Origin of the sequence: Ramlibacter ginsenosidimutans (genome assembly GCF_016654015.1) — a bacterium.
Classification (GTDB): domain Bacteria; phylum Pseudomonadota; class Gammaproteobacteria; order Burkholderiales; family Burkholderiaceae_C; genus Ramlibacter; species Ramlibacter ginsenosidimutans.
Map to the genome: position 1 here is coordinate 1 of NZ_JAEPWM010000001.1, position 23,445 is coordinate 23,445.

The window sequence follows — 23,445 nt, forward strand, 5'->3', positions numbered from 1 at the left end:
TGCCACGGACGTCCAGGTGTACTTCTGTGATCCCCGCAGCCCTTGGCAGAGAGGATCCAACGAAAACACCAACGGACTGCTGCGCCAGTACTTCCCCAAGGGCACAGACCTGTCCGGGTTCAGTCAGGACCAGCTCGATGCTGTGGCCGACAGGCTCAACACCCGTCCACGCAAGACCCTTGGCTATAGCACCCCGGCCGATACACTAGCCAAGGCACTGTTGCGGTGACCGGTTGAATCCGCCACGCAAAGGTTACGCAGAGGACGCAAAAGGAAGACATTGAAGGTGTCCGTTGGCAAACGACGGCCACGTCCACGAAGGAGCCTTTAGGCGTCCCTCAGCCACGCTGCTCAAGCCACAACGAAACCTTTAAAGGGGTTTCCCTTCTGCGTCCTCTGCGTAACCTTTGCGCCCTCTGCGTTCCGGTTGTCCGCTCCCGCCTTCCGCCCTCTACCAGGCGCGTGCGGGCAACGCGAAGCCGGCCGGAGCGTGGCGTTCGTCGCCGAAGCTGACGACCTGGAAGGCGTCCTGGTCGGCCAGCAGGGCGCGGATCAGCTTGTTGTTCAACGCGTGTCCTGAACGGAACGCGCTATACGCCGCGAGCAAGGGCTTGCCCAGCAGGTACAGGTCGCCCATCGCGTCCAGGATCTTGTGCTTCACGAACTCGTCGTCGTAGCGCAGGCCCTCGGCATTCAGCACGCGGTAGTCGTCCACAACGATGGCGTTGTCCATGCCACCGCCCATGGCCAGGCCGCGGGCCCGCATCATCTCCAGGTCCTTCGTGAAGCCGAACGTGCGGGCGCGCGCGATGTCTCGCGAGTAGTGCCCCGAGCTCAGGTCGAATTCGTAGCGCTGGCCGGTCGAGTTCACCACGCGGTGGTCGAAGTCGATCTCGAAACCCAGCTTGTAGCCGTGGTACGGCTCGAGCCGCGCCCACTTCAGGTTCTCGCCCTCGCCTTCCCGCACCTCCACCGGCTTGGTGACGCGCAGGAAGCGGCGCGGCGCATTCTGCTCCTCGATGCCCGCGCTTTGCAGCAGGAACACGAAGGAGGCGGACGAGCCATCCAGGATGGGCACTTCTTCCGCCGTGATGTCGACGTACAGGTTGTCCACGCCGAGACCGGCGCACGCCGACATCAGGTGTTCGACCGTGTGCACCTTGGCGCCGCCGTTGGAGATGGTCGACGCCATGCGGGTGTCCGTCACGGCCTCGGCGGACACCGGGATGTCCACGGGCTGCGCCAGGTCGACGCGCCGGAACACGATGCCGGTATCGGGCTGGGCGGGCCGCAGCGTCAACTCGACCCGATGACCGCTGTGCAGGCCGACGCCCACGGCCTTGGTCAGAGTCTTGAGGGTGCGTTGACGGAGCATGGTGCCGATTTTAGAGGCGCCCGCGTTCCCGCCACCCTCGCCTTCCGCATGCCCTCGTTGGATCCAGCCCATTGGCTCAGCCTCCACCAGGCGAGTAAAGGGCTGATGTAGCTCGGGTAAAACAGGGGCCAGGGTCCAGGACATGGGGACCAGGAACAACAGTTCGCAATCCCTGGTCCCCCATCCCTGGCCCCTAGCCCCTTCAGTCGGCTTGCTTGCGCAGGAACGCCGGGATCTCGAAATCGTCCATCCCGCCGTTCGACAGCGCATCGACCTTGGCCGCGGCCTGCGTGCGGTTGGTGCGCCACACGCTGGGAACCGCGAGGCCGCCGTAGTCCGGCTGCGGCGCCGTCGTGCCCTGCATCTCGCGCGTGACGATCGCGCCCGGCCCGGCCACCGCGTTGTTGACCGTCGGCACGTTGAACGGCACGTTGTCCGTGCCGGTGCGCAGCACCTGCAGCGGCGGCGCCGTGCGGCGCTGCTGACCCTGACGGGACAAGCCCGTGGCCACCACCGTCACGCGCACCTGGTCACCCAGGGCGTCGTCGTAGGCCGTGCCGTAGATCACGTGCGCGTCCGGCGAGGCGTAGGCGCGGATGGTGTTCATCGCCAGCTTGGACTCGGACAGCTTCAGGCTGCCCTTGGCCGCGGTGATCAGCACCAGCACGCCCTTGGCGCCGGACAGGTCGATGCCTTCCAGCAGCGGGCAGGCCACGGCCTGTTCCGCGGCGATGCGCGCGCGGTCCGGGCCGGAGGCCAGGGCCGTGCCCATCATCGCCTTGCCGGGCTCGCCCATCACCGTGCGCACGTCCTCGAAGTCCACGTTCACGTGGCCGGGCACGTTGATGATTTCCGCGATGCCGCCGACGGCGTTCTTCAGCACGTCATTGGCGTGCGCGAAGGCTTCGTCCTGGGTGATGTCGTCGCCAAGCACTTCCAGCAGCTTCTCGTTGAGCACCACGATCAGCGAATCGACGTTGGCCTCCAGCTCCGCCAGGCCGTTGTCGGCGTTGGTCATGCGCCGGCCGCCTTCCCAGTCGAAGGGCTTGGTCACCACGCCCACCGTGAGGATGCCCATCTCCTTGGCCACGCGCGCGATCACCGGAGCGGCGCCCGTGCCCGTGCCGCCGCCCATGCCCGCGGTGATGAACAGCATGTGGGCACCGGCGATCGCCTCGCGGATCGACTCCACGGCGGCTTCCGCGCACTCGCGGCCCTTCTCCGGCTTGCTGCCGGCGCCCAGGCCGCTGCCACCCAGCTGGATGTGCTTGTGGGCCGAGCTGCGCTGCAGCGCCTGCGCGTCGGTGTTGGCGCAGATGAACTCCACGCCCTGCACGCTGCGCTCGATCATGTGGGCCACGGCATTGCCCCCGCCACCGCCGACGCCGATCACCTTGATCTGCGTTCCCTGGTGGAACTCCTCGACTTCAATCATTTCGATGCTCATTTGCTACTCCTGTTCCTTGCAGTTGCCACTGACTAGTCTTGTTGGATTGCGTGTTAACGCGGAAGCGGTGGATCGGTGCACCGACATCGCTCCTTTCTGCGTGGGCCTGCACGCGCGAGAGTCAACGGAATGTCTTCCTCAGTGCCGCCGCGGAACCGGCTTTGCCGGGCCGCTGGGGGCGCCCCCTTGAGGGGGAGGCGGCCGAAGGCCGCTTCGGGGGTGGTCCATTTCTTCATTTCAGAAATTCCCCACGATGAAATCCTTGATGCGTCCGAAGGCGGTCTTCACCGAGCCGTGCTGCTGCGCCACCTTGGCGCCGCGCACGCGGGCGAGCCGCGCCTCCTCCAGCAGGCCCATGACCGTCGCGGCGCGCGGCTGCGCCACCATGTCGGCCAGGGCCCCGCGGTAGTGCGGGATGCCGCGGCGGACCGGCTTGAGGAAGATGTCCTCGCCCAGTTCCACCATGCCCGGCATCACCGCGCTGCCGCCGGTGATCACGATGCCCGAGGACAGCACTTCCTCGTAGCCCGACTCGCGCACGACCTGCTGCACGAGCGCGAAGATCTCTTCCACGCGCGGCTCGATCACGCCGGCCAGCGCCTGGCGCGAGAGCATGCGCGGACCGCGGTCGCCGAGTCCCGGCACTTCCACCTGCGTCTCGGGGTCCGCGAGCAGCTGCTTGGCGAAGCCCGACTCCACCTTGATGTCCTCGGCGTCCTTGGTCGGCGTGCGCAGCGCCATCGCGATGTCGCTGGTGATCAGGTCGCCGGCGATGGGGATGACGGCGGTGTGGCGGATCGCGCCGCCGGTGAAGATGGCCACGTCGGTGGTGCCGGCGCCGATGTCCACCAGCGCCACGCCCAGTTCACGTTCGTCTTCCGACAGCACCGCGGCGCTCGACGCGAGCGGGTTCAGCAGCAACTGCTCCACTTCCAGCCCGCAGCGGCGCACGCACTTGATGATGTTCTCGGCCGCGCTCTGCGCGCCGGTGACGATGTGCACCTTCGCTTCCAGCCGGATGCCGCTCATGCCGATCGGCTCTTTCACGTCCTGGCCGTCGATCACGAATTCCTGCGGCTCCACGAGCAGCAGGCGCTGGTCGGTGGAGATGTTGATGGCGCGCGCGGTCTCGACGACGCGCGCCACGTCGGCCGGCGTCACCTCGCGGTCCTTCACCGCCACCATGCCGCTGGAGTTGATGCCGCGGATGTGGCTGCCGGTGATGCCCGTGTACACGCGGGTGATCTTGCAGTCGGCCATCAGCTCGGCCTCCTTCAAGGCCTGCTGGATGCTCTGCACCGTGGCGTCGATGTTGACGACGACGCCGCGCTTGAGTCCGTTGGACGGCGCGACCCCCAGCCCGGCGAGCTTGAGTTCGCCGCCGGGCATGACCTCGGCGACGACCGCCATCACCTTGGCCGTGCCGATGTCGAGTCCGACGACGAGATCCTTGTAGTCCTTGGCCATCCGCGTTGTTTCCTCAGTTCCCCTGCGTGCCTGTCGTGGTCACGCCCCTCAGCTTCACCGCATACCCGTCCGTGTGCCGCAGGTCCGCGGTCACCAGGGCTTCGGGCCTGCGACCGTACTTCGCCGTCACCTGCGTGAGCGTGGCCGCGAAGCGCTGGCTGCGTGCCAGCACTTCCTCCGTCGCGCCGCGCCCCAGTTCCACCGTCGCTCCGCTGTCCAGCGTGAGCGTCCAGCCGCCCCGCCCGCTCAGCGCCACCTGGTCGATGCCCAGGTCCAGTGTTTCAAGCATGGGCTTGAGCCCGCGGTACATCGCCAGCACCTGCGCCGCCGTGCCGTCCGGGCCCACCAGCCGCGGCATCTCGTCCTGCTCCACGTCGCCGGGATTCGCTTCGAACACTTCGCCGTAGGTGTTCACCAGCCGCGACTCGGAGTCCGCGCCCCAGAACGCCTCGGCCTCCTGCTCCTGCAGCTGCACGCGCAGCTTGTTCGGGAACTGGCGCTTGACGATCGCGTGCCGGACCCAGGGCACGGCCTCGAAGGCCTCGCGCGTCTTCTGCAGGTCCACGGTGAAGAAATTGCCGCGCAGCCTGGGCAGCACGTTGGCGCGCAGCGTCGCTGCACTGTTGTGTCCCGTGTCGCCCTGCACCACGATGCCGCGGATCGCGAACATCGGGTTGCGCACCACCCACCAGCCCAAGGCTCCCGCGAGCAGCAGGCCGCAGGCGATGAACAGCACCGCAGCGGTGATGTTCATCAGCCTGACGTCCAGCGGCACGGGGGAAGCCTGGTGCTTCATGGCTGCGCGGCTCCTTGCGCCGGCTGGTCCAGCGTGGCATCGGCCAGCAGCAGCAGGCAGAGGTCCTCGTAGCTGATGCCGGTCGCGCGGGCCGACATCGGCACCAGCGAGTGGCCGGTCATGCCGGGCGAGGTATTGATCTCCAGCAGCGAGGGCTGGCGCGTGCGACCATCGATCATCACGTCGATGCGGCCCCAGCCGCGGCAGCCCAGCACGCGATAGGCCTTCACCACGAGCTCCTGGATCGCCGCTTCCTCGCCGGGCGGCAGGCCGCAGGGCACCAGGTACTTGGTGTCGTCGGTGAAGTACTTGTTCTGGTAGTCGTAGTTGCCTTCGGGCGCCACGATGCGGATCACCGGCAGCGCGCGGGCGCCGTCGCCGGTGCCCAGGATCGGGCAGGTCACCTCGTCGCCGGCGATGAACTGCTCGCACAGCACGTCCGCGTCCAACGCCGCGGCCGCATCGACCGCGCCCTGCATCTCCGAGTAGCCCTGCACCTTGGCGACGCCGATGGACGAACCCTCGCGCGCCGGCTTCACGATCAGGGGCAGGCCCAGGTCGTCGGGGATCTTCAGCACCTGCTCGCGCTGGTACGCGCCGCGGCGCAGCAGCGTGTAGCGCGGCGTGGGGATGCCCTCGGCCAGCCACACACGCTTGGTCATGACCTTGTCGATCGCGATCGCCGAAGCCATCACGCCGGAGCCGGTGTAGGGGATGCCGAGCAGCTCCAGCGCGCCCTGCACCGTGCCGTCCTCGCCGAAGCGGCCGTGCAGCGCGATGAAGCAGCGCTGGAAGCCTTCCTTCTTCAGCTCCGAGAGGTCGCGCTCCGCCGGGTCGAAGGCGTGCGCGTCGACGCCCTTGGACTGCAGCGCCTTGAGCACGCCGCCGCCGGACAGCAGCGAGATTTCGCGCTCCGCCGACTTGCCGCCCATGAGGACGGCGACCTTGCCGAAACCCTTGGGGTCCGGTGTTGCCCGTTGGGCCTTGGACGTCATGCCTTGCCTCCCCGTTCGACGATCCTGGCCGGCACGCCACCGATGGAGCCGGCGCCCATGCACATCACGACGTCGCCATCGCGCACCGTGTCCAGCACGGCTTGCGGCATGTCGGCGATGTCGGCCACGAATTGCGGTTCCACCTTGCCGCTCACGCGTACGGCGCGCGCCAGCGAGCGGCCGTCGGCGGCGACGATCGGCTCCTCGCCCGCGGAGTACACCTCGGACAGCAGCACCACGTCGGCGGTGCCCAGCACCTGCACGAAGTCCTCGAAGCAGTCACGCGTGCGCGTGTAGCGGTGCGGCTGGAAGGCCAGCACCAGCCGCTGTCCCGGGAAGGCGCCGCGCGCGGCAGCGAGCGTCGCGCGCATCTCCACCGGGTGGTGGCCGTAGTCCTCGATCAGGGTGAAGCTGCCGCCGCCCTGCGCCGCGGGCACGGGCACCTGGCCGTAGCTCTGGAAGCGCCGGCCGACGCCGCGGAATTCATGCAGCGCCTTCACGATGGCGTCGTCGGGAACGTTCAGTTCCACCGCCACCGCGATCGCCGACAGCGCGTTCAGCACGTTGTGCATTCCGACGAGGTTCAGCTTCACCTGCAGGTCGGGCAGCGTGACGCCGTTGCGCCTCTGCACCGTGAAGTGCATCTGCGGGCCGACCGCCTTCACGTCCACCGCGCGCACCTGTGCGTCCTCGCCGAAGCCGTAGGTGGTCACCGGGCACTGCACCTGCGGGATGATGGAGCGCACGGCCTCGTCCTCGACGCACAGGATCGCCGTGCCGTAGAAGGGCATGCGGTGCAGGAACTCGACGAAGGCCTTCTTCAGGTTGTTGAAGTCGTGCCCGTAGGTGTCCATGTGGTCGGCGTCGATGTTCGTCACGACCGCCATCACGGGCAACAGGTTCAGGAAGGACGCGTCGGATTCGTCCGCCTCCACCACGATGTAGTCGCCGGATCCCAGCTTCGCGTTCGCGCCGGCGCTATTGAGCTTGCCGCCGATGACGAAGGTGGGATCGAGTCCGCCTTCGGCCAGCACGCTCGCCACCAGGCTGGTGGTGGTGGTCTTGCCGTGCGTGCCGGCGATGGCGATGCCCTGCTTCAGGCGCATCAGTTCCGCCAGCATCACGGCGCGCGGGACGATCGGGATCTTGCGCTTGCGGGCGGCCAGCACCTCAGGGTTGTCCTGCTGAACCGCCGTCGACGTGACGACCGCGTCGGCGCCGATGACGTTGCCGGCGGCATGGCCGACGAAGGTCTGGATGCCCAGCTCCGCCAGCCGGCGCAAGGTGGCGCTGTCGGCGATGTCGGAGCCGGAGATCAGGTAGCCGAGGTTGCGCAGGACTTCGGCGATGCCGGACATGCCGGCGCCGCCTATCCCGACGAAATGTATGTGTTTGATCGCGTGTTTCATCGTGCGAGAGCCTCGCAGGCGGCGACCATCTGCTCGGTCGCCTGGGTCTTGGCCAGCTTGCGGGCCGCCACCGCGCGCTGGAGCAACTGCTCGCGCGTCAGCGACTCCAGCATGGCCGCCAGCTTGTCGGGGGTGAGCTCGGCCTGCGGCACGAGCCAGCCGCCGCCGGCATCCACCAGGAACCGCGCGTTGGTGGTCTGGTGGTCGTCGACGGCGTGGGGAAAGGGAACGAACACGGCGGGCGTGCCGACCGCGGCGATCTCGGTGACGGTGCTCGCGCCGGCGCGGCAGATCACGAGGTCGGCTTCCGCGAACGCGCTCGCCGTGTCGTCGATGAAGGGCGTGAGGTCCGCCTGCACGCCGGCCTTCGCGTAGTTGGCGTGCAGTTCGTCGATCTGCTTCGCCCCGCTCTGGTGGACCACCAGCGGGCGGCGCGCCTGCGGAATGCGCGCGAGGGCCTGCGGCACGATGTCGTTGAGCGCCTTGGCGCCCAGGCTGCCGCCCACGACCAGCAGCTTCAGCGGGCCGCTGCGGCCGGCGAAGCGCTGCTCGGGCGGTGGCTGGCGCAGGAAGTCCTCGCGCAGCGGATTGCCCACCCACTGCGCCTTCTTCATCGCCTCGGGAAAGGCGCTGTAGACGCGGTCGGCGACGCCGGCCAGCACCTTGTTGGCCATGCCGGCCACCGAGTTCTGCTCGTGCAGCACCAGCGGCTTGCCGAGCAGCACGCTCATCATGCCGCCGGGGAAGGTGATGTAGCCGCCCAGGCCGACGACGACGTTCGGCCGCACGCGGCGCACCACCTGCAGGCTTTGCCAGAAGGCGCGCAGGAGCTTGAGCGGCAACAGCAGCAGCGTCTTCACGCCCTTGCCGCGCACGCCGCCGAACGCGACGGTCTCCAGCGGGAAGCCGCGGGGCGGCACCAGCCGGCTTTCCATGCTGTCGGGCGCGCCCAGCCAGTGCACGTCCCAGCCGCGTGCGCGCAGCGCCTCGGCCACGGCGAGGCCGGGGAAGATGTGCCCTCCGGTCCCGCCAGCCATCACGAGTGCGGTCTTCATGCGCGGCCTCCGCGCATCAGCGTGCGGTTTTCGTAGTCGATGCGCAGGACGACCGCGATCGTCACCACGTTCATCAGCACCGCCGACCCGCCATACGACATCAGCGGCAGCGTCAGGCCCTTGGTCGGCAGTGCACCGAGGTTCACGCCCATGTTGATGAAGGCCTGGAACCCCATCCAGATGCCGACCCCTTGTGCCACCAGCCCGGCGAACACGCGATCCAGCGCGATCGCCTGGCGGCCGATATGCATGATGCGGCGCGTCATCCAGAGGAACAGGCCGATCAAGGTGATCACGCCGACCAGGCCGAACTCCTCGCCGATCACGGCCAGCAGGAAATCGGTGTGCGCTTCGGGCAGCCAGTGCAGCTTCTCGACGCTGCCACCCAGCCCGACGCCGAAAATCTCGCCGCGGCCGATGGCGATCAGCGAGTGCGAGAGCTGGTAGCCCTTGCCGAGCGTGTACTTCTCGTTCCACGGATCCAGGTACGCGAAGATGCGCTCGCGCCGCCAGTCCGAGAAGGCGATCATCAGCACGAAGGCGAACACCATCACCGCGGCGATCAGGAAGAACATGCGCGCGTTGACGCCGCCCAGGAACAGGATGCCCATCGCGATCACCGCGATCACCATGAAGGCGCCCATGTCCGGCTCGGCCAGCAGCAGCACGCCGACGATGGCCACGGCAGCGGCCATCGGCAGCACGGCGCGGAAGAAGCGTTCCTTCACCTCCATCTTGCGCACCATGTAGTTCGCGGCATAGAGCAGCACCGAGAACTTGGCGAGTTCCGAAGGCTGGAAGGAGATCGGGCCGAATCCGAGCCACCGGCGCGCGCCGTTCACGCCCTTGCCGATGTGCGGGATCAGCACGACGATCAGCAGCAGCAGCGAGGCGACGAACAGCCAGGGGGCGACCCTCTCCCAGGTCTCGACCTTCACCTGGAATGCGATCAGGCCGGCCGCGAAGGACAGCACCAGGAACAGCGCGTGCCGGGTGAGGAAGTACGTGTGCGCGTAGTGTCCGAAGCGCGGGTTGTCCGGCATCGCTATCGTCGCGGAATAGACCATCACCAGGCCCCAGGCGAGCAGGGCCACGGTGACCCACAGCAGCGCAGGATCGAAGGCGTGCACGTGCACGCCGCCGCGCTCGGGGAGGGCGCGCCGCCGCGTGAAGCCACCGAGGACGCCTGCCAGGTTCAAGCCTCGCCTCCCATCATCGCGCCCGCGGCATCGGCCACTGCCTGCACGGCCGCGCGGAACACCTCGGCGCGGTGGGGATAGTTGCGGAACATGTCGAAGCTGGCGCAGGCGGGCGACATCAGTACCGCATCGCCGGCATGCGCGCGCTGCGTCGCAATCTGCACAGCCTCCTCCATCGTGCCGGCGTCCACCAGCGGCACGCCCGTGTCTTCCAGCACCGCGCGGATCAGCGGGCCGTCGCGGCCGATCAGCACGGCCGTGCGGGCGAAGCGTGCGACCGGGTCGGCCAGGGGCGTGAAGTCCTGCCCCTTGCCGTCGCCGCCCAGGATGACCACCACCTTGCGCTCGGCGCCCAGCCCCTGCAGCGCGGCGACGGTGGCGCCGACGTTGGTGCCCTTGCTGTCGTCGAAGTACTCGACGCCGTTCACGATGGCGACCGGCTCGACGCGGTGCGGCTCGCCGCGGTACTCGCGCAGCCCGTACAGCATCGGCGCGAGCTGGCAGCCGGCGGCGGTGGCGAGGGCCAGCGCCGCCAGCGCGTTGATCGCGTTGTGGCGGCCGCGGATGCGCAGCGCGTCGGCGGGCATCAGGCGCTGCAGGTGGATTTCCTCGTCCGCATCCCTGCGCCGCTTCTCGGTCTCGTCCGCTTCGTGCGCGCGCACCAGCCAGGCCATGCCGTGCACGACCTCCAGGCCGAAGTCGCCGGGCCGGTGGGGCAGGTCGCCGCCGAAGGTCAGGTACTCGCGCTGCTCGAACTTGCCGCCCTTCATGCGCACCGGATCGGGCAGCATCTTCATCACCAGCGGGTCGTCGCGATTGAGGATCATGATCGCGCGCTCGCCGAAGATGCGCGCCTTCGCGGCCGCGTAGGCTTCCATCGAGCCGTGCCAGTCCAGGTGGTCCTGCGTGAGGTTCAGCACGGTGGCGGCGGTCGGCTCGAAGCCGGTGACGCCATCGAGCTGGAAGCTGGAAAGCTCCAGCACCCACACCTGCGGCAGTGCGCCGCTCGCGCGCTTGTCCGCCAGCGTGTCGAGCAGCGTCGGGCCGATGTTGCCGGCCACGGCAACCGTCTTGCCGGTGCGTTCCACCAGTTGCCCGGTCAGCGCCGTGACCGTCGTCTTGCCGTTCGTGCCGGTCACGGCCAGCACGGCGGGGTGGTAGCCATCGGCCTCGCGCATCGCGGCCAGCGCGTCGGCAAACAGGCCCAGCTCGCCGCTCACGCGCAGGCCGCGCTCACGGGCCGCCTGCTCCACGGGCGCGACCTGTTGCGGCGTCAGCCCCGGGCTGCGCAGGACCATCTGCTGGCCTTCGACCAGCGACGCTTCGAACGGCCCGGCGACGAAACGCGCCTGCGGCAGCTCCTGCCGCAACTGCTCCAGTTGCGGCGGCGCTTCGCGCGTATCGGCGACCGTCACCTGCGCTCCGGCCTGCGCGCACCAGCGCGCCATCGCGAGGCCGGAGGCGCCGCAGCCGAGGACGAGGACGGGTTGGTCTTGCAGATCCATCACCGCAGCTTCAAGGTGGAGAGGCCGACCAGGCACAGCAGCATGGTGATGATCCAGAAGCGGATCACGACCTGCGTCTCCTTCCAGCCGGTCTTCTCGAAATGGTGGTGCAGCGGCGCCATCAGCAGGATGCGCCGACCCTGCCCGTACTTGCGCTTCGTGTACTTGAAGTAGAGCACCTGCGCCATCACGGACAGCGCCTCCACCACGAAGATGCCGCCCATGATGGCCAGCACGATTTCCTGCCGCACGATCACGGCGATGGTTCCCAGCGCCCCGCCGAGCGCCAGCGCGCCTACGTCTCCCATGAAGACCTGGGCCGGATGCGCGTTGAACCAGAGGAAGGCGAGCCCCGCCCCCGCGACCGCCGCGCAGAAGATCAGCAACTCGCCGGAACCGGGGATGTAGGGCAGCAGCAGGTACCGCGAGAACACCGAGCTGCCGGTCACGTACGCGAACACACCGAGCGCGGATCCGACCATCACCACCGGCATGATCGCCAGGCCGTCGAGGCCGTCGGTGAGGTTCACGGCGTTGCTGGAGCCGACGATCACCAGGTAGGTGAGGATCATGAAGCCGAACACGCCCAGCGGGTAGTTGACCTCCTTGACGAAGGGCACCAGCAGGCCCGCCTTGGGCGGCAGGGTCATGTCGAAGCCGGAGCGCACCCACTCGAAGAACAGGCCGATCACGCGCGTGTTGGAGGACTCGGAGACGCTGAACGCGAGGTAGAGCGCCGCGACCAGTCCGATCACCGACTGCCAGAAGTACTTCTCGCGCGAGGGCATCCCCTCGGGGTCCTTGTTGACCACCTTGCGCCAGTCGTCGACCCAGCCGATCGCGCCGAAACCCAGCGTCACGAGCATGACGATCCAGACGAAGCGATTGGTCCAGTCGAACCACAGCAGCGTGGACACCCCGATCGAGATGAGGATCAGCACGCCGCCCATCGTGGGCGTGCCGCTCTTCACGAGGTGCGTGTCCATCGCGTAGCCGCGCACCGGCTGGCCGATCTTGAGTGCGGTCAGGCGGCGGATCACCCAGGGTCCGGCGATGATGCCGATCAGCAGCGCCGTCATCGCGGCCATGACCGCGCGGAAGGTGATGTACTGGAAGACCCGGAAGAAGCCGAACTCGTGACCGTGGCTCTGCATCCAGGCGGCGAGGCTGACGATCATGCCCGGTCTCCTTGGCTTCGTTCTTCTGCGTGGGCGACGATCGCTTGCACCACGCGCTCCATCTTCATGAAGCGCGATCCCTTCACCAGCACGCTCTCGCTGCCGGCCAGGGCCTGGACCACGGCGGCGTTCAGCGCATCGACGTCACCGAAGTGGCGGGCCTTCAGGTGCGCGGCGAGTTCACCGAGCGTGAATACCTGCTCGATGCCGCGCTCGCGCGCATACGAGCCCACCTCGTCATGGAAACCGGGGCCCTGGTCGCCGACCTCGCCCATGTCCCCCAGCACCAGCAGGCGCGGGCCGGGAAGTTCGGCCAGCACGTCGATGGCCGCGCGCACCGAGTCGGGGTTCGCGTTGTAGGTGTCGTCGACGACGGTGAGCGTGCGCGCGCCCAGGCGCAGCCCCAGCGCGCGCGAACGGCCCTTCACCGGCTCGAAGCTCTCCAGTCCGCGCACGATCGCGGCCAGCGGCGCGCCCGCGGCCAGCGCGCAGGCGGCCGCGGCCAGCGCATTGCGCACGTTGTGGCGGCCGGCGATATGGAGTCGGAACGCGATCGGCCCGGCGGGCGTCTGCGCCCTCACCTGCCAATGTCCCTCTTGCCATTCAGACCCGGCCAGAAAGAGGTCGGCGCCGCTCGCCTGCGCGGCACCGAAAGCCATGCAGGGGCGCGCGTTCGCGAGCCCCGTCCAGAGCATCGTGTACGCATCGTCCCCGGGGAACACCGCGACGCCGCTGCGCGGCAAGGCCTCGAACACGCTGCCGTTCTCGCGCGCCACCGCTTCCACGGTCGCCATGAATTCCTGGTGCTCGCGCTGCGCGTTGTTCACCAGGGCCACGGTGGGCTCGGCGATCTTCGCCAGGTACGCGATCTCGCCGGGATGGTTCATTCCCAGTTCGACGACGCCCACGCGGTGCGCGCCCGTCAGGCGCAGCAGCGTGAGCGGCAGGCCGATGTCGTTGTTCAGGTTGCCCTGGGTGGCGAGATGGTGGCTGGGCTGCCAGGCCTTCAGGATCGACGCCACCATCTGCGTGACGGTGGTCTTGCCGTTGCTGCCCGTGACCGCGATCAGCGGCAGCTGGTAGCGGCGGCGCCAGGCATTGGCGAGCCGGCCCAACGCCAGCTTGCTGTCTTCCACCTCGATGCCGGGCATGCCCGCAGGCAGCTTGCCGGGTTGGGCGATGGCGGCCACGGCGCCCCTGGCGCGCGCGTCGGCGATGAAATCGTTGGCGTCGAAGCGTTCGCCCTTCAGCGCGACGAACAGGTCGCCGGCCTGCAGCGTGCGCGTGTCGGTGTGCACGCGCTGCACCGCGACGGCGCCGTCGCCCACGAGCCGGCCGCCGACCCATGCGGCTGCCTGCTGGAGCTGGAACATCTGGTTCACTGGATGCGGCCCACGCGGGCTCCGTAGTTCTGCAGCGCCGCCTGGGCGTGCGCCTGGTCGGAGAACGGCTGCTTCACGCCCCCGATCTCCTGGTAATCCTCGTGGCCCTTGCCGGCCACCAGGATCACGTCCTGGGGCGCCGCGGCGGCGATGCTGTCGGCGATGGCGCTGGCGCGGTCCGCCTGCACTTCGACCACGTCGGCATGGGACAGCCCCAGCAGCACCTGGCTGATGATGGCTTCGGGCTTTTCGGTGCGCGGATTGTCGCTGGTCACCACCACGCGGTCGGCTTCCTTTTCGGCGACGGCGGCCATCAGGGGCCGCTTCACCGGGTCGCGGTCGCCGCCGCAACCGAACACGCACCAGAGCTGGCCGCCCCGCTGCTGCGCGAGCGGGCGCAGCGCCTGCAGCGCCTTTTCCAGCGCGTCGGGCGTATGCGCATAGTCGACGGCCACCAGCGGCTTGCCCGCTTCGTTCAGCCGCTCCATGCGGCCGGGCACCGGCAAGAGGTCCGCGCATGCCGCCACCGCGTTCGCGAGCGGCACGCCGATGGCGCGCATCATGCCCAGCACGCCCAGCAGGTTGGAGACGTTGTACTGCCCGATCAGCTTCGTGCGCAGCTCGTGCTGCTCGCCGCCTTCGGCCACCAGGAAGCGCAGTCCCTCGCTGCTGTAGCCGATGTCGCGCGCACGCAGGCGGGCGTCACGTTCGCACGAGAGCGTCCACACGTCCATGCGGCTGCGCTGCAGCCTGGCCGCGAGCTCGGCGCCCTTGGCATCGTCGATGTTCAACACCGCCGCCTGCAGGCCGGGCCACGCGAACAGTTCGGCCTTCGCCGACCAGTAGGCGTCCATCGAGCCGTGGTAGTCCAGGTGGTCCTGCGTGAAGTTGGTGAAACCCGCGACCCGGATGCGGGTGCCGTCCAGGCGGCGCTCCACGATGCCGATGGAAGACGCCTCGATGGCGCAGGCCTTCGCGCCTTCCTGCACGAAGCGGCGGAAGTGCCGCTGCATCAGCACCGGGTCGGGCGTGGTCAGTCCCGTGTGCTCCACGTGCGGCGGCCGGCCGATGCCGAGCGTGCCGATCAGTCCGCAGGACAGGCCCACGTTCGACAGCGCCTGCGCCAGCCACCACGCGGTGGAGGTCTTGCCATTCGTGCCGGTGACGGCCAGCACGTCCAGCTGGTGGCTTGGCTCGCCGTAGAACAGCGCGCCGATCGGTCCCGTTGCGGCCTTCAGGCCTTCGTACGCGGCGACCGCGTCGCTGTCGAACCCGTACCCATCGCTCCCGGCCAGCTCCACCAGGCAGGCCTGCGCGCCCTGCGCCAGGGCGCCGGGCACGAACTTGCGGCCGTCGGTGGCCGCGCCGGGCCAAGCGATGAAAGCGTCGCCGCGGCCGACCTTGCGGCTGTCGCAGTGCACGTCGCCGGTGACGCGCGAACGGAGCCACTGCGCGGCTTCGTGCGGCGTGCGCAGGACCTGCATCAGAACGACTCCTCGACCGACTGCACCAGCACCTGCGGCTTCACGCTCATGTCCGGCTGCACGCCCAGGACACGCAACGTCTGCTGCACGGTGGCGCTGAACACCGGAGCGGCGACGTCGCCGCCGAAGTACTTGCCGGCGCTGGGCTCGTCGATCATGACCGCCACGACGATGCGCGGATTGTCGATCGGCGCCATGCCGACGAACACGCCGCGGTACTTGTGCTCGGCGTAGCCGCGGCCTTCCTGCTTGTGCGCCGTGCCGGTCTTGCCGCCGACCGAGTAGCCGAGGGTCTGCGCGCGCGGAGCGGTGCCGCCGTTCTGCGTCACCAGGTGCAGCATCTGGCGAATCTCCTGCGCCACCTTCGGCTGCAGCAGGCGGATGCCGGGCACGTTGCCATCCGTCTTCAACAGGCTCACCGGGACGATCTCGCCGTCGCGCGCGAACACGGTGTATGCGTGCGCCAGCTGGAACAGGCTCACGGACAGGCCGTACCCGTACGCCATCGTCGCCTGCTCCACCGGGCGCCACGACTTGTAGGGCCGCAGCCGCCCGCTCACCGCGCCGGGGAACGCGACTTGCGGCCGCTGGCCAAAGCCGACCTCGGTGTACATCTCCCAGACGTCCTTGGGCGGCATCTGCAGCGAGAGCTTGGCCGCGCCGATGTTGCTGGACTTCTGGATCACCTGGCTCACGGTGAGAGCGGTGCTCGCGTGGTCGTCATGGATGGTGAAGCCGCCCAGGCTCATGCGCCCGCCATTGGTGGCGATCACCGAGTCCGGTGTAACCAGGCCCTTCTCGAGGGCGAGCGACACGATCAGGGGCTTCATCGTCGAGCCCGGCTCGAAGCTGTCGGTGAGCGCGCGGTTGCGCAGCTGCGCGCCCGTGAGGTTCTGGCGCTTCGCGGGGTTGTAGCTGGGATAGTTGGCCAGCGCGAGCACTTCGCCCGTGTGTGCGTCCAGCACGATCACGCTGCCCGCCTTGGCCTTGTTCTGCACGACCGAATCGCGCAGTTGCTGGTACGCGAAGAACTGCACCTTGCTGTCGATGGAGAGCTGGATGTCCTTGCCGTCGACGGGTGGCACCTGCTGGCCCACGTCCTCGACGATGCGACCCAGGCGGTCCTTGATCACGCGGCGCGAGCCCGGCCGGCCGGCCAGCTGCTTCTCGTACGCGAGTTCCACGCCTTCCTGGCCCTTGTCCTCGACGTTGGTGAAGCCCACGACGTGCGCCGCGGCCTCGCCCTCGGGATACTGGCGGCGATATTCCTTGCGCTGGTAGATGCCCTTGATGTCCAGCGTCGCAATCTGCCGCGCGACCGATTCGTCCACCTCGCGCCGCAGCCACACGAAGCTCTTCTCGTCGTCGCCCAGCCGCTTCATCAGCTCCGGCAGCGGCATGTCCAGCAGCTTGGCGAGCTGCGCGAGCTTGGCGGAATCGCGTTCGACTTCTTCCGGCATCGCCCAGATGCTGGGCACGGGAACGCTGCTGGCCAGCAACTGGCCGTTGCGATCGAGGATGCGGCCGCGATTGGCGGGCAGTTCCAGCGTGCGCGCGAAGCGCACCTCGCCCTGCTTGATGTAGAAATCGTTGCCCCACACCTGCACCCAGGCCGCGCGGCCCGCGAGCCCCAGGAAGCCCAGGGCGATGCCGGCGACGATCAGCTTGCTGCGCCAGACCGGCGTGCGGCTGGCGAGCAGAGGGCTCGATGAATAAGCGACGACGCGTCCGCTCATTGCTCGGCCTCTGCGTGAGCGGCGCTGGCGGCCGCGCCCTTGAGCGTCACGTATTGCGTGATCGCGGGCGTCGCCGGCTTCATGTGCAGCTGGTCCTTCGCGAGCCGCTCGACGCGCGCCGGCGTGGCCTGCGCGCGTTTTTCCAGCTGCAGCCGCTCGTGCTCGATGTCCAGCTTGCGCGCCTCGTTCTGCGCCCGCTCGATCTCGGTGTAGAGGTGGCGCGAGTCGTACTGCACCTGCACGAGGTACAGCGCGCTGGCCAGCACCGACACCAGCAGGGTGAGGTTGAGGCGGAGCATCATGCTCGCGTCCTCTCCGCGACGCGCATGATGGCGCTGCGCGCGCGCGGGTTCGCCTGGATTTCCTGCGCGGTCGGCTTGACGCGCTCGATCGCGCGCAGCTTCATCGGCTTGGGTGCGGCGAACGGCGCACGGCGGTCCACCTCATCGCGCGAATGCCTGGCGATGAACTGCTTGACGATCCGGTCCTCCAGCGAATGGAAGCTGATCACCACCAGTCGGCCTTCCGGTTGCAATACGTCGAGACTCGCCTTCAGAGCTTCCTGCAGTTCGTCCAGTTCACCGTTGACGAAAATCCGAAGAGCCTGAAATGTGCGCGTGGCCGGGTCCTGGCCCGGCTCGCGGGTCCGCACCGCACCAGCCACGAGCTGGGCCAGCTCGGAGGTGCTTGCCAGCGGTCCGCGCTCCTGCCGGCGAGCTGCAATCGCCTTTGCAATCGGAACAGCAAACCGTTCTTCGCCATAGTCACGGATCACCTCCGCCATCAGTTCCACCGGGGCGGTGGCGAGCCAGTCCGCGGCGCTGGTGCCGCGCGTCGGGTCCATGCGCATGTCCAGCGGTCCGTCGGCACGGAAGGAGAAACCGCGCGCGGGGTTGTCGATCTGCGGCGAGCTGATGCCCAGGTCCATCAGGATGCCCGTCGCACTGTTCGCTTCCAGCTCGCGCAGCGCCGCGAAGCCCTGGTGCCGGATCTCGAAGCGCGGGTCCTCGATCGCATTGCCCACGGAGATGGCCTCCGGGTCCTTGTCGTACGCGAGCAGGCGGCCGCGCTCGTCCAGGCGCGAGAGGATCAGGCGCGAGTGCCCGCCGCGCCCGAAGGTCGCGTCGATGTAGTTTCCATCCGGCTTGGTGACGAGGGCGTCGACTGCTTCGTTCAACAAGACGGTGGTGTGTTGCCATGTGCCGTCCACCGCTTGCCTTCAGAAAGAGAAGTCCTTGAAGGCATCGGGCATGTCGCCGCGCATTGCCTCGGCCTCCTTGGCCTCGTAAGTCGCCTTGTCCCAGAGTTCGAAGTTGTTGCCCATGCCCAGCAGCATCACGTCCTTCTCGATGCCCGCCGCGGCACGAAGCTCGGGCGACACCAGGACGCGGCCGGTTCCATCCAGCTCCACGTCCATCGCGTTGCCCAGGAAGATTCTCTTCCACCACTGCGCCGACATGGGGAGCTGGGCGATGCGTTCACGAAATGTTTCCCACTCCGGCCGAGGAAAAATCATGAGACAGCCGTGCGGGTGGCGGGTGATGGTGAGGCGGTTCTCGGCGGTCGCGGCCAGGACGTCACGGTGCCGGGTCGGCATGGATAGCCGCCCCTTGGCATCGAGACTCAGCGACGAGGCGCCCTGGAACACTTGTGTCAGTCCTCACTGCGACGGAACGGCAAAAGGAGGAGTGGTTTCCCACGATCCCCCACTTCATTGCACTTTTTTGCACTGTAGCAGGAAATCGTTGAGGCGCAATGGGTGCTTGGTAATTTTTGGCAATGAAATCAAGCACTTAGCAAGCAAAACGGAGGCCGCAGCCTCCGTTTTCCCTTTCAAAGCAAGCACTTAGCCAGTGCACTTGATGTGATTCGTGCAGCCCCTCACAGGATGTAGCGCGAAAGATCCTCGTTGCGACTGAGCTCGGAAAGCCGCGCGTCCACGTACGGCCCGTCGATGCGCACCGACTGGCCCTCCAGGCGCGACGCACCGAAGCTCACTTCGTCCAGCAAGCGCTCCATCACCGTGGAGAGCCGCCGTGCACCGATGTTCTCCGTGCGCTCGTTCACGTCATAGGCGATCTGCGCCAGGCGCGTGATGCCTTCCGGGGTGAATTCGAGCTGCACGCCCTCCGTGGCAAGCAGGGCTTCGTACTGCTTCACGAGCGAGGCATGCGTGGACGTGAGGATCGCCTCGAAGTCCTGCACAGAGAGCGATGCGAGCTCCACCCGGATCGGGAAGCGGCCCTGCAGCTCCGGGATGAGGTCGCTCGGCTTCGCGAGATGGAATGCGCCACTCGCGATGAACAGGATGTGGTCCGTGCGGATGGGGCCGTACTTCGTCGAGACGGTCGTTCCTTCCACCAGGGGCAGCAGGTCGCGCTGCACGCCCTGGCGGGAGACCTCGGCGCCGCCCGCGTCGCTGCGCGAGGTGACCTTGTCGATCTCGTCGATGAAGACGATGCCGTTCTGCTCCGCGTTCTGGATGGCGGCGGCCTTGATCTCGTCCTCGTTCACCATGGCGGCCGCCTCCTCGTCCACCAGCAGCCGCATCGCCTCGCGGATCTTCAGCTTGCGCGTCTTGCGCCGGTTGCCGCCGAACTGGCTGAACATGCCCTTGAGCTGCTCCGCCATGTCCTCCATGCCGGCGGGTCCCATGATTTCCAGCTGCGGCTTCGCGTCGGCGACGTCGATCTCGATCTCCTTGTCGTCGAGCTCGCCCTCCCGCAGCTTCTTGCGGAACACCTGGCGCGCCGTGCTGTCGCCACCGTCCTCGCCGCGCGCCAGCGGAACGAGCACCTGCAGGATGCGTGCTTCGGCGGCGTCTTCGGCGCGCGTGCGCACCTTGCGCATCTCGGCGATCCGCGTCTGCTTCACCGCCATTTCGGCCAGGTCGCGCACGATGGAGTCGACGTCCTTGCCGACGTAGCCGACCTCCGTGAACTTCGTGGCTTCCACCTTGATGAAGGGCGCATCCGCCAGCCGCGCGAGCCGGCGCGCAATCTCCGTCTTGCCCACGCCGGTCGGACCGATCATGAGGATGTTCTTGGGCGTGATCTCGTGCCGGAGTTTCTCGTCGACCTGCTGGCGCCGCCAGCGATTGCGCAGGGCGATGGCCACTGCACGCTTGGCGTCGGCCTGGCCGACGATGTGGCGATCGAGTTCGGAGACGATCTCCTGGGGGGTCATGGAGGACATGAGGGGTCCTGGAGGAGTAAGTGGGGGGAGATGAAGACTGAAAGGCCAACAACCGGACGCAGAGGGCGCAGAGGGCGCAGAGGTTGCGCGGAGGACGCAAAAGGAACAGCCTATGAAGGATTCTCTTGCGACCTCTGCGAACCCTTTGCGGCCCCTGCCTCTGGATGTCTGTCCTTGGAACCTAGTCCAGCACCTCGATGGTGTGGTTCATGTTCGTGTAGATGCAAAGCGAGCCGGCGATCTCCAGCGACTTCTTCACGATGTCCTGCGCGCCGAGCCCGGTGTTGTCCAGGAGCGCCTTGGCCGAGGCCTGCGCAAAGCCGCCGCCGGAGCCGATGGCGATGATCCCCTGCTCCGGCTCCAGCACGTCGCCGTTGCCGGTGATGATCAGCGAGGACTCGCGGTCGGCCACCGCGAGCATGGCTTCGAGCCTGCGCAGGACGCGGTCCGTGCGCCAGTCCTTGGTGAGTTCGATCGCCGCGCGCACCAGGTGGCCCTGGTGCTTCTCGAGCTTGCCTTCGAAGCGCTCGAACAGCGTGAAGGCGTCGGCCGTGGCGCCCGCGAAGCCGGCCAGCACCTTGTCGTGGTAGAGCTTGCGCACCTTGCGCGCGGTGCCCTTGACGACGATGTTGCCCAGCGTGACCTGGCCGTCGCCGCCGATGGCGACCTGCCAGCGGCCGTCAGCGCCCTGGCGCCGGACGCTGACGATCGTGGTTCCGTGAAACTGTTCCATAGGAGTGGCAGCTTGGGGCAGCCACTCCGGATTGCAAGCTACTCGTTGCGGATGGTGATGCGCGCGTGCTCGCTGATGCCGATGACGTTGAAGAACGCCGCCACCAGGCGGTGCACGTCGGAGAACTGGACCTGCCGGCCGTCGACCTCGCGTGCCGTCACCCAGTTGAGCAGGGTGCCGGCCGCCGTGAAGTCGATGCGCATCAGGCGGGCGCAGGAAATGATCATGATGTCCGCATCGCCCAGCTTGGCATCCAGCAGGTCCAGCGCCTCCTTGCCGTCGCCGAGGATCTGTCCCGACAGCTCCACGGTCGCGACGCTCGACATCTGCGAGGACGCGCCGGGCATTTGCGAGTCGCCGTAAGGCATGGCGCTGGACATCACGGAGTCGCGGAACGCCTCGCCGATGATGGTGTTGCGGCTCGCCAGGCTGCCGTCCGGCTGCAGCGACTTGTAGTCGCAGCGGGCGCTCTCCCACGAAGGCGGGGAGACCTCGTAGGTGACGCAGTAGTCCAGTGCGACGAGCTCGAACTCGTCGGGCCGGTGCATCACGCGCAGCACTTCCATGCGCAGCCGCCACCACGCGGCGTTCACCGAGCGGTCGCTGGACGGCGTCGCCTCGCGCAGCACCTTCTCCAGCGTGTCCGCGCCGATGAAGCGCAGTTGCACGTTCTGGCCGGCCCACTGCGTGAACAGCTTGGTCAGCGGCTCCGCCGCGGCCTCGGCAATGGAGTTGAGCTTGGACCAGTTCAGCTTGTACGGCTGCGTGCCGCGCGCGAGCGCTGCGTTCAGTGCCGCCAGCGTCTGCGTGCCGAACACCGCCGGGGACGTCCAGTCCGCCTTGTCCTGCGCGCCCTGCGGAGCCGGCGCCGGCGTGTTCATCTTCGCGACGATCTCGGGCATCGAGAACCACTGCGGCGCCGAGCGGCCGAAGCGGCCGGCGAAATCGATCGCCGCGCTCTCGAAGCGGTCGTGCCATCCGGCCGCGCGGTACAGGTCGAACAGCGTGAGCCAGGTTTCGTCGTGGTTGATCCGCGTGCCGTTGGGCCCGAGCACTTCCAGCAGCCCCGCCTCGGCGCCCTCGTTGTCGCCGTTGGCGAAGCGGATCGACGCCTCCTCGAGCTCGGGGTCGTGCGCGAACTCCTCGACCTGGATCGCGAACTGCTTGGAGGGCGAGAAGGTGCTGGGCCCGCTGGGCGCGCCCGCAGCGGCAGCATCGCGCGGCAGGTCGCTGACCGCAGGCGCGGCGGGACGCCCGAGCGGCGGCGTTGCCTGGAGGGGCACGAGGCCCATCGCCTGCGTCGTCTCGGGCAGACCCGAATCGAACAGGGGCTGCATCGGCTCGGGCGCCGCAGCCGGCTTCGGCGCGAGTTCCTGCGGCGAGGTGCGCGAATAACTGGTGGCCGCGGGAGCCGGGGCGGCGGGGCGCACTCCCTCGGTCGCTGCATGCGCCGACATCGGGTAGCCGCTGCCGCCGCTGCCTGCGGTGCTGCCGCTGTGGCCGCTGTGGGGCATCTGCGAATTGCCATGCTTGGTCTTCCACCACTGCATGGACATCTGCGCCTCGATCTCGTCGATCTTCTTCAGCGTGGTCGCGCGGTCGTCCGGCTTGGACGGCATCGAGCTCTGGAAGAAGGAGGGGCGCAATCCCGGGTCCTGCCCCGCGAGCACCTCGCTGCGGCGCATCTTGCGCAGCATGTCGAACTCCCGCTTGCGCACGAAGTCGTTGCGCCGCTTGCGCTCGATCATCTCCTTGAGCATCTGCTTGGAGTACGAGCTCTCGCGATCGGCGTCGTGGGCATCCGCCTCGTTGAAGCCGCTGCTCGGGTTGCGGACGAACCGCACCACGCGCGACAGCAGGCCGGCGGGTGCGGAATCGTCTTTCGTCGCCATGGGAGCGCCTGGGATGGAACCGGGATGCTGGCTCAATCGCCGAACATCTTCTGCTTCAGCTCGCGGCGCTGCTGCGCCTCGAGCGACAGCGTCGCGGTCGGGCGCGCCAGCAGCCGGCCCACGCCGATCGGCTCGCCCGTCTCGTCGCAGTAGCCGTAGTCGCCGGCGTCGATGCGTGCGATGGACTGCTCGATCTTCTTGAGCAGCTTGCGCTCGCGGTCGCGCGTGCGCAGCTCCAGCGCGTGTTCTTCCTCGATGGTCGCGCGATCCGCGGGATCGGGAACGATCACGGTTTCCTCGCGCAGGTGCTCGGTCGTCTCGCCCGCGCTGTTCAGGATGTCCTGTTTGAGCTGCAGCAGCTTCAGGCGGAAGAACGCCATCTGCTTCTCGTTCATGTACTCCGAATCCGGCATGGCGAGCACTTCTTCGTCCGAGAGCTCCTCCGCGGACTTGGTCTTCCAATTGTTCGCCAGCTTCGGGTCCTTCTTGATGGCCACGACGGGCGGGGGCGTCAGTACGGATTGGGTTGCCATGGGGGTGTAGGTTGCCTTTGCACCTCCCCAGCGCTCCGGCACGGGGGCCGATGGGGGCGCGGTC

The 23,445-nt window shown here is 68.1% G+C and carries 21 protein-coding genes; 1 reads left to right on the forward strand and 20 read right to left on the reverse strand.

What is annotated here, in order from left to right; all coding sequences use genetic code 11:
• On the forward strand, positions 1-229 hold a 229-nt coding region (locus JJB11_RS00005; protein WP_201165857.1), incomplete at its 5' end, for an IS30 family transposase.
• A gap of 222 nt (positions 230-451) precedes the next feature.
• Here the strand turns inward: JJB11_RS00005 and lpxC are convergent.
• From lpxC to dksA, 20 genes are all read right to left on the reverse strand, one after another.
• A complete protein-coding gene (lpxC, locus tag JJB11_RS00010; protein WP_201165858.1) occupies positions 452-1,375 on the reverse strand; it encodes a UDP-3-O-acyl-N-acetylglucosamine deacetylase in 924 nt (307 codons plus the stop codon).
• Between the two features lie 202 nt (positions 1,376-1,577).
• Positions 1,578-2,822 (reverse strand): cell division protein FtsZ, encoded by a 1,245-nt coding sequence (gene ftsZ, locus JJB11_RS00015; RefSeq protein WP_201165859.1) that lies wholly within the window; start codon positions 2,820-2,822, stop codon positions 1,578-1,580.
• A 237-nt stretch (positions 2,823-3,059) separates the two neighbouring features.
• On the reverse strand, positions 3,060-4,289 hold the full coding sequence (gene ftsA, locus JJB11_RS00020; RefSeq protein WP_201165860.1) for a cell division protein FtsA: 1,230 nt from the start codon (positions 4,287-4,289) through the stop codon (positions 3,060-3,062).
• A 13-nt stretch (positions 4,290-4,302) separates the two neighbouring features.
• Positions 4,303-5,085: a cell division protein FtsQ/DivIB gene (locus JJB11_RS00025; RefSeq protein ID WP_201165861.1), complete on the reverse strand. Its 783-nt coding sequence runs from the start codon at positions 5,083-5,085 to the stop codon at positions 4,303-4,305.
• A complete protein-coding gene (locus JJB11_RS00030) occupies positions 5,082-6,080 on the reverse strand; it encodes a D-alanine--D-alanine ligase (protein WP_201165862.1) in 999 nt (332 codons plus the stop codon). The genes JJB11_RS00025 and JJB11_RS00030 overlap by 4 nt, the downstream gene beginning before the upstream one ends.
• A complete protein-coding gene (murC, locus tag JJB11_RS00035) occupies positions 6,077-7,489 on the reverse strand; it encodes a UDP-N-acetylmuramate--L-alanine ligase (protein WP_201165863.1) in 1,413 nt (470 codons plus the stop codon). Before murC ends, JJB11_RS00030 begins: the two co-directional genes overlap by 4 nt.
• Complete coding sequence (gene murG / locus JJB11_RS00040; protein WP_201165864.1) at positions 7,486-8,544, reverse strand: undecaprenyldiphospho-muramoylpentapeptide beta-N-acetylglucosaminyltransferase; 1,059 nt, start codon at positions 8,542-8,544, stop codon at positions 7,486-7,488. Before murG ends, murC begins: the two co-directional genes overlap by 4 nt.
• Positions 8,541-9,851 carry a putative lipid II flippase FtsW gene (gene ftsW, locus JJB11_RS00045; RefSeq protein ID WP_377370794.1) on the reverse strand — a complete coding sequence of 437 codons (1,311 nt, stop codon included), beginning with the start codon at positions 9,849-9,851 and terminating at the stop codon, positions 8,541-8,543. Before ftsW ends, murG begins: the two co-directional genes overlap by 4 nt.
• Entirely contained in the window at positions 9,740-11,248 is a 1,509-nt protein-coding gene (gene murD, locus JJB11_RS00050; protein WP_201165866.1) for a UDP-N-acetylmuramoyl-L-alanine--D-glutamate ligase, read from the reverse strand. The genes ftsW and murD overlap by 112 nt, the downstream gene beginning before the upstream one ends.
• On the reverse strand, positions 11,248-12,426 hold the full coding sequence (gene mraY, locus JJB11_RS00055; protein ID WP_201165867.1) for a phospho-N-acetylmuramoyl-pentapeptide-transferase: 1,179 nt from the start codon (positions 12,424-12,426) through the stop codon (positions 11,248-11,250). Before mraY ends, murD begins: the two co-directional genes overlap by 1 nt.
• A complete protein-coding gene (locus JJB11_RS00060; RefSeq protein ID WP_201165868.1) occupies positions 12,423-13,799 on the reverse strand; it encodes a UDP-N-acetylmuramoyl-tripeptide--D-alanyl-D-alanine ligase in 1,377 nt (458 codons plus the stop codon). Before JJB11_RS00060 ends, mraY begins: the two co-directional genes overlap by 4 nt.
• A 5-nt stretch (positions 13,800-13,804) precedes the next feature.
• Positions 13,805-15,292, reverse strand: coding sequence for a UDP-N-acetylmuramoyl-L-alanyl-D-glutamate--2,6-diaminopimelate ligase (locus JJB11_RS00065; protein ID WP_201165869.1), 1,488 nt, complete (start codon positions 15,290-15,292; stop codon positions 13,805-13,807).
• Positions 15,292-17,028 carry a peptidoglycan D,D-transpeptidase FtsI family protein gene (locus JJB11_RS00070; RefSeq protein WP_201165870.1) on the reverse strand — a complete coding sequence of 579 codons (1,737 nt, stop codon included), beginning with the start codon at positions 17,026-17,028 and terminating at the stop codon, positions 15,292-15,294. Before JJB11_RS00070 ends, JJB11_RS00065 begins: the two co-directional genes overlap by 1 nt.
• Entirely contained in the window at positions 17,025-17,327 is a 303-nt protein-coding gene (ftsL, locus tag JJB11_RS00075; protein WP_201166963.1) for a cell division protein FtsL, read from the reverse strand. The genes JJB11_RS00070 and ftsL overlap by 4 nt, the downstream gene beginning before the upstream one ends.
• On the reverse strand, positions 17,327-18,238 hold the full coding sequence (gene rsmH, locus JJB11_RS00080; RefSeq protein ID WP_201165871.1) for a 16S rRNA (cytosine(1402)-N(4))-methyltransferase RsmH: 912 nt from the start codon (positions 18,236-18,238) through the stop codon (positions 17,327-17,329). The genes ftsL and rsmH overlap by 1 nt, the downstream gene beginning before the upstream one ends.
• Positions 18,239-18,247: 9 nt before the next feature.
• A complete protein-coding gene (mraZ, locus tag JJB11_RS00085; RefSeq protein WP_201165872.1) occupies positions 18,248-18,676 on the reverse strand; it encodes a division/cell wall cluster transcriptional repressor MraZ in 429 nt (142 codons plus the stop codon).
• A 233-nt stretch (positions 18,677-18,909) separates the two neighbouring features.
• Positions 18,910-20,223, reverse strand: coding sequence for an ATP-dependent protease ATPase subunit HslU (hslU, locus tag JJB11_RS00090; protein WP_201165873.1), 1,314 nt, complete (start codon positions 20,221-20,223; stop codon positions 18,910-18,912).
• A 181-nt stretch (positions 20,224-20,404) separates the two neighbouring features.
• Positions 20,405-20,956 (reverse strand): ATP-dependent protease subunit HslV, encoded by a 552-nt coding sequence (hslV, locus tag JJB11_RS00095; protein WP_201165874.1) that lies wholly within the window; start codon positions 20,954-20,956, stop codon positions 20,405-20,407.
• 38 nt (positions 20,957-20,994) lie between these two features.
• A complete protein-coding gene (locus tag JJB11_RS00100) occupies positions 20,995-22,848 on the reverse strand; it encodes an STAS domain-containing protein (RefSeq protein WP_201165875.1) in 1,854 nt (617 codons plus the stop codon).
• A gap of 32 nt (positions 22,849-22,880) precedes the next feature.
• Complete coding sequence (gene dksA / locus JJB11_RS25855) at positions 22,881-23,381, reverse strand: RNA polymerase-binding protein DksA (RefSeq protein ID WP_201964517.1); 501 nt, start codon at positions 23,379-23,381, stop codon at positions 22,881-22,883.
• Positions 23,382-23,445 lie beyond the last annotated feature (64 nt).

Bases quoted from the DNA above. Each gene is read 5' to 3' on its own strand.
- lpxC (WP_201165858.1), bottom strand. From the start codon at position 1,375: ATGCTCCGTCAACGCACCCTCAAGACTCTGACCAAGGCCGTGGGCGTC.
- ftsZ (WP_201165859.1), bottom strand. From the start codon at position 2,822: ATGAGCATCGAAATGATTGAAGTCGAGGAGTTCCACCAGGGAACGCAG.
- ftsA (WP_201165860.1), bottom strand. From the start codon at position 4,289: ATGGCCAAGGACTACAAGGATCTCGTCGTCGGACTCGACATCGGCACG.
- JJB11_RS00025 (WP_201165861.1), bottom strand. From the start codon at position 5,085: ATGAAGCACCAGGCTTCCCCCGTGCCGCTGGACGTCAGGCTGATGAAC.
- JJB11_RS00030 (WP_201165862.1), bottom strand. From the start codon at position 6,080: ATGACGTCCAAGGCCCAACGGGCAACACCGGACCCCAAGGGTTTCGGC.
- murC (WP_201165863.1), bottom strand. From the start codon at position 7,489: ATGAAACACGCGATCAAACACATACATTTCGTCGGGATAGGCGGCGCC.
- murG (WP_201165864.1), bottom strand. From the start codon at position 8,544: ATGAAGACCGCACTCGTGATGGCTGGCGGGACCGGAGGGCACATCTTC.
- murD (WP_201165866.1), bottom strand. From the start codon at position 11,248: ATGGATCTGCAAGACCAACCCGTCCTCGTCCTCGGCTGCGGCGCCTCC.
- mraY (WP_201165867.1), bottom strand. From the start codon at position 12,426: ATGATCGTCAGCCTCGCCGCCTGGATGCAGAGCCACGGTCACGAGTTC.
- JJB11_RS00060 (WP_201165868.1), bottom strand. From the start codon at position 13,799: ATGTTCCAGCTCCAGCAGGCAGCCGCATGGGTCGGCGGCCGGCTCGTG.
- JJB11_RS00065 (WP_201165869.1), bottom strand. From the start codon at position 15,292: ATGCAGGTCCTGCGCACGCCGCACGAAGCCGCGCAGTGGCTCCGTTCG.
- JJB11_RS00070 (WP_201165870.1), bottom strand. From the start codon at position 17,028: ATGAGCGGACGCGTCGTCGCTTATTCATCGAGCCCTCTGCTCGCCAGC.
- ftsL (WP_201166963.1), bottom strand. From the start codon at position 17,327: ATGCTCCGCCTCAACCTCACCCTGCTGGTGTCGGTGCTGGCCAGCGCG.
- hslU (WP_201165873.1), bottom strand. From the start codon at position 20,223: ATGTCCTCCATGACCCCCCAGGAGATCGTCTCCGAACTCGATCGCCAC.
- hslV (WP_201165874.1), bottom strand. From the start codon at position 20,956: ATGGAACAGTTTCACGGAACCACGATCGTCAGCGTCCGGCGCCAGGGC.
- JJB11_RS00100 (WP_201165875.1), bottom strand. From the start codon at position 22,848: ATGGCGACGAAAGACGATTCCGCACCCGCCGGCCTGCTGTCGCGCGTG.
- dksA (WP_201964517.1), bottom strand. From the start codon at position 23,381: ATGGCAACCCAATCCGTACTGACGCCCCCGCCCGTCGTGGCCATCAAG.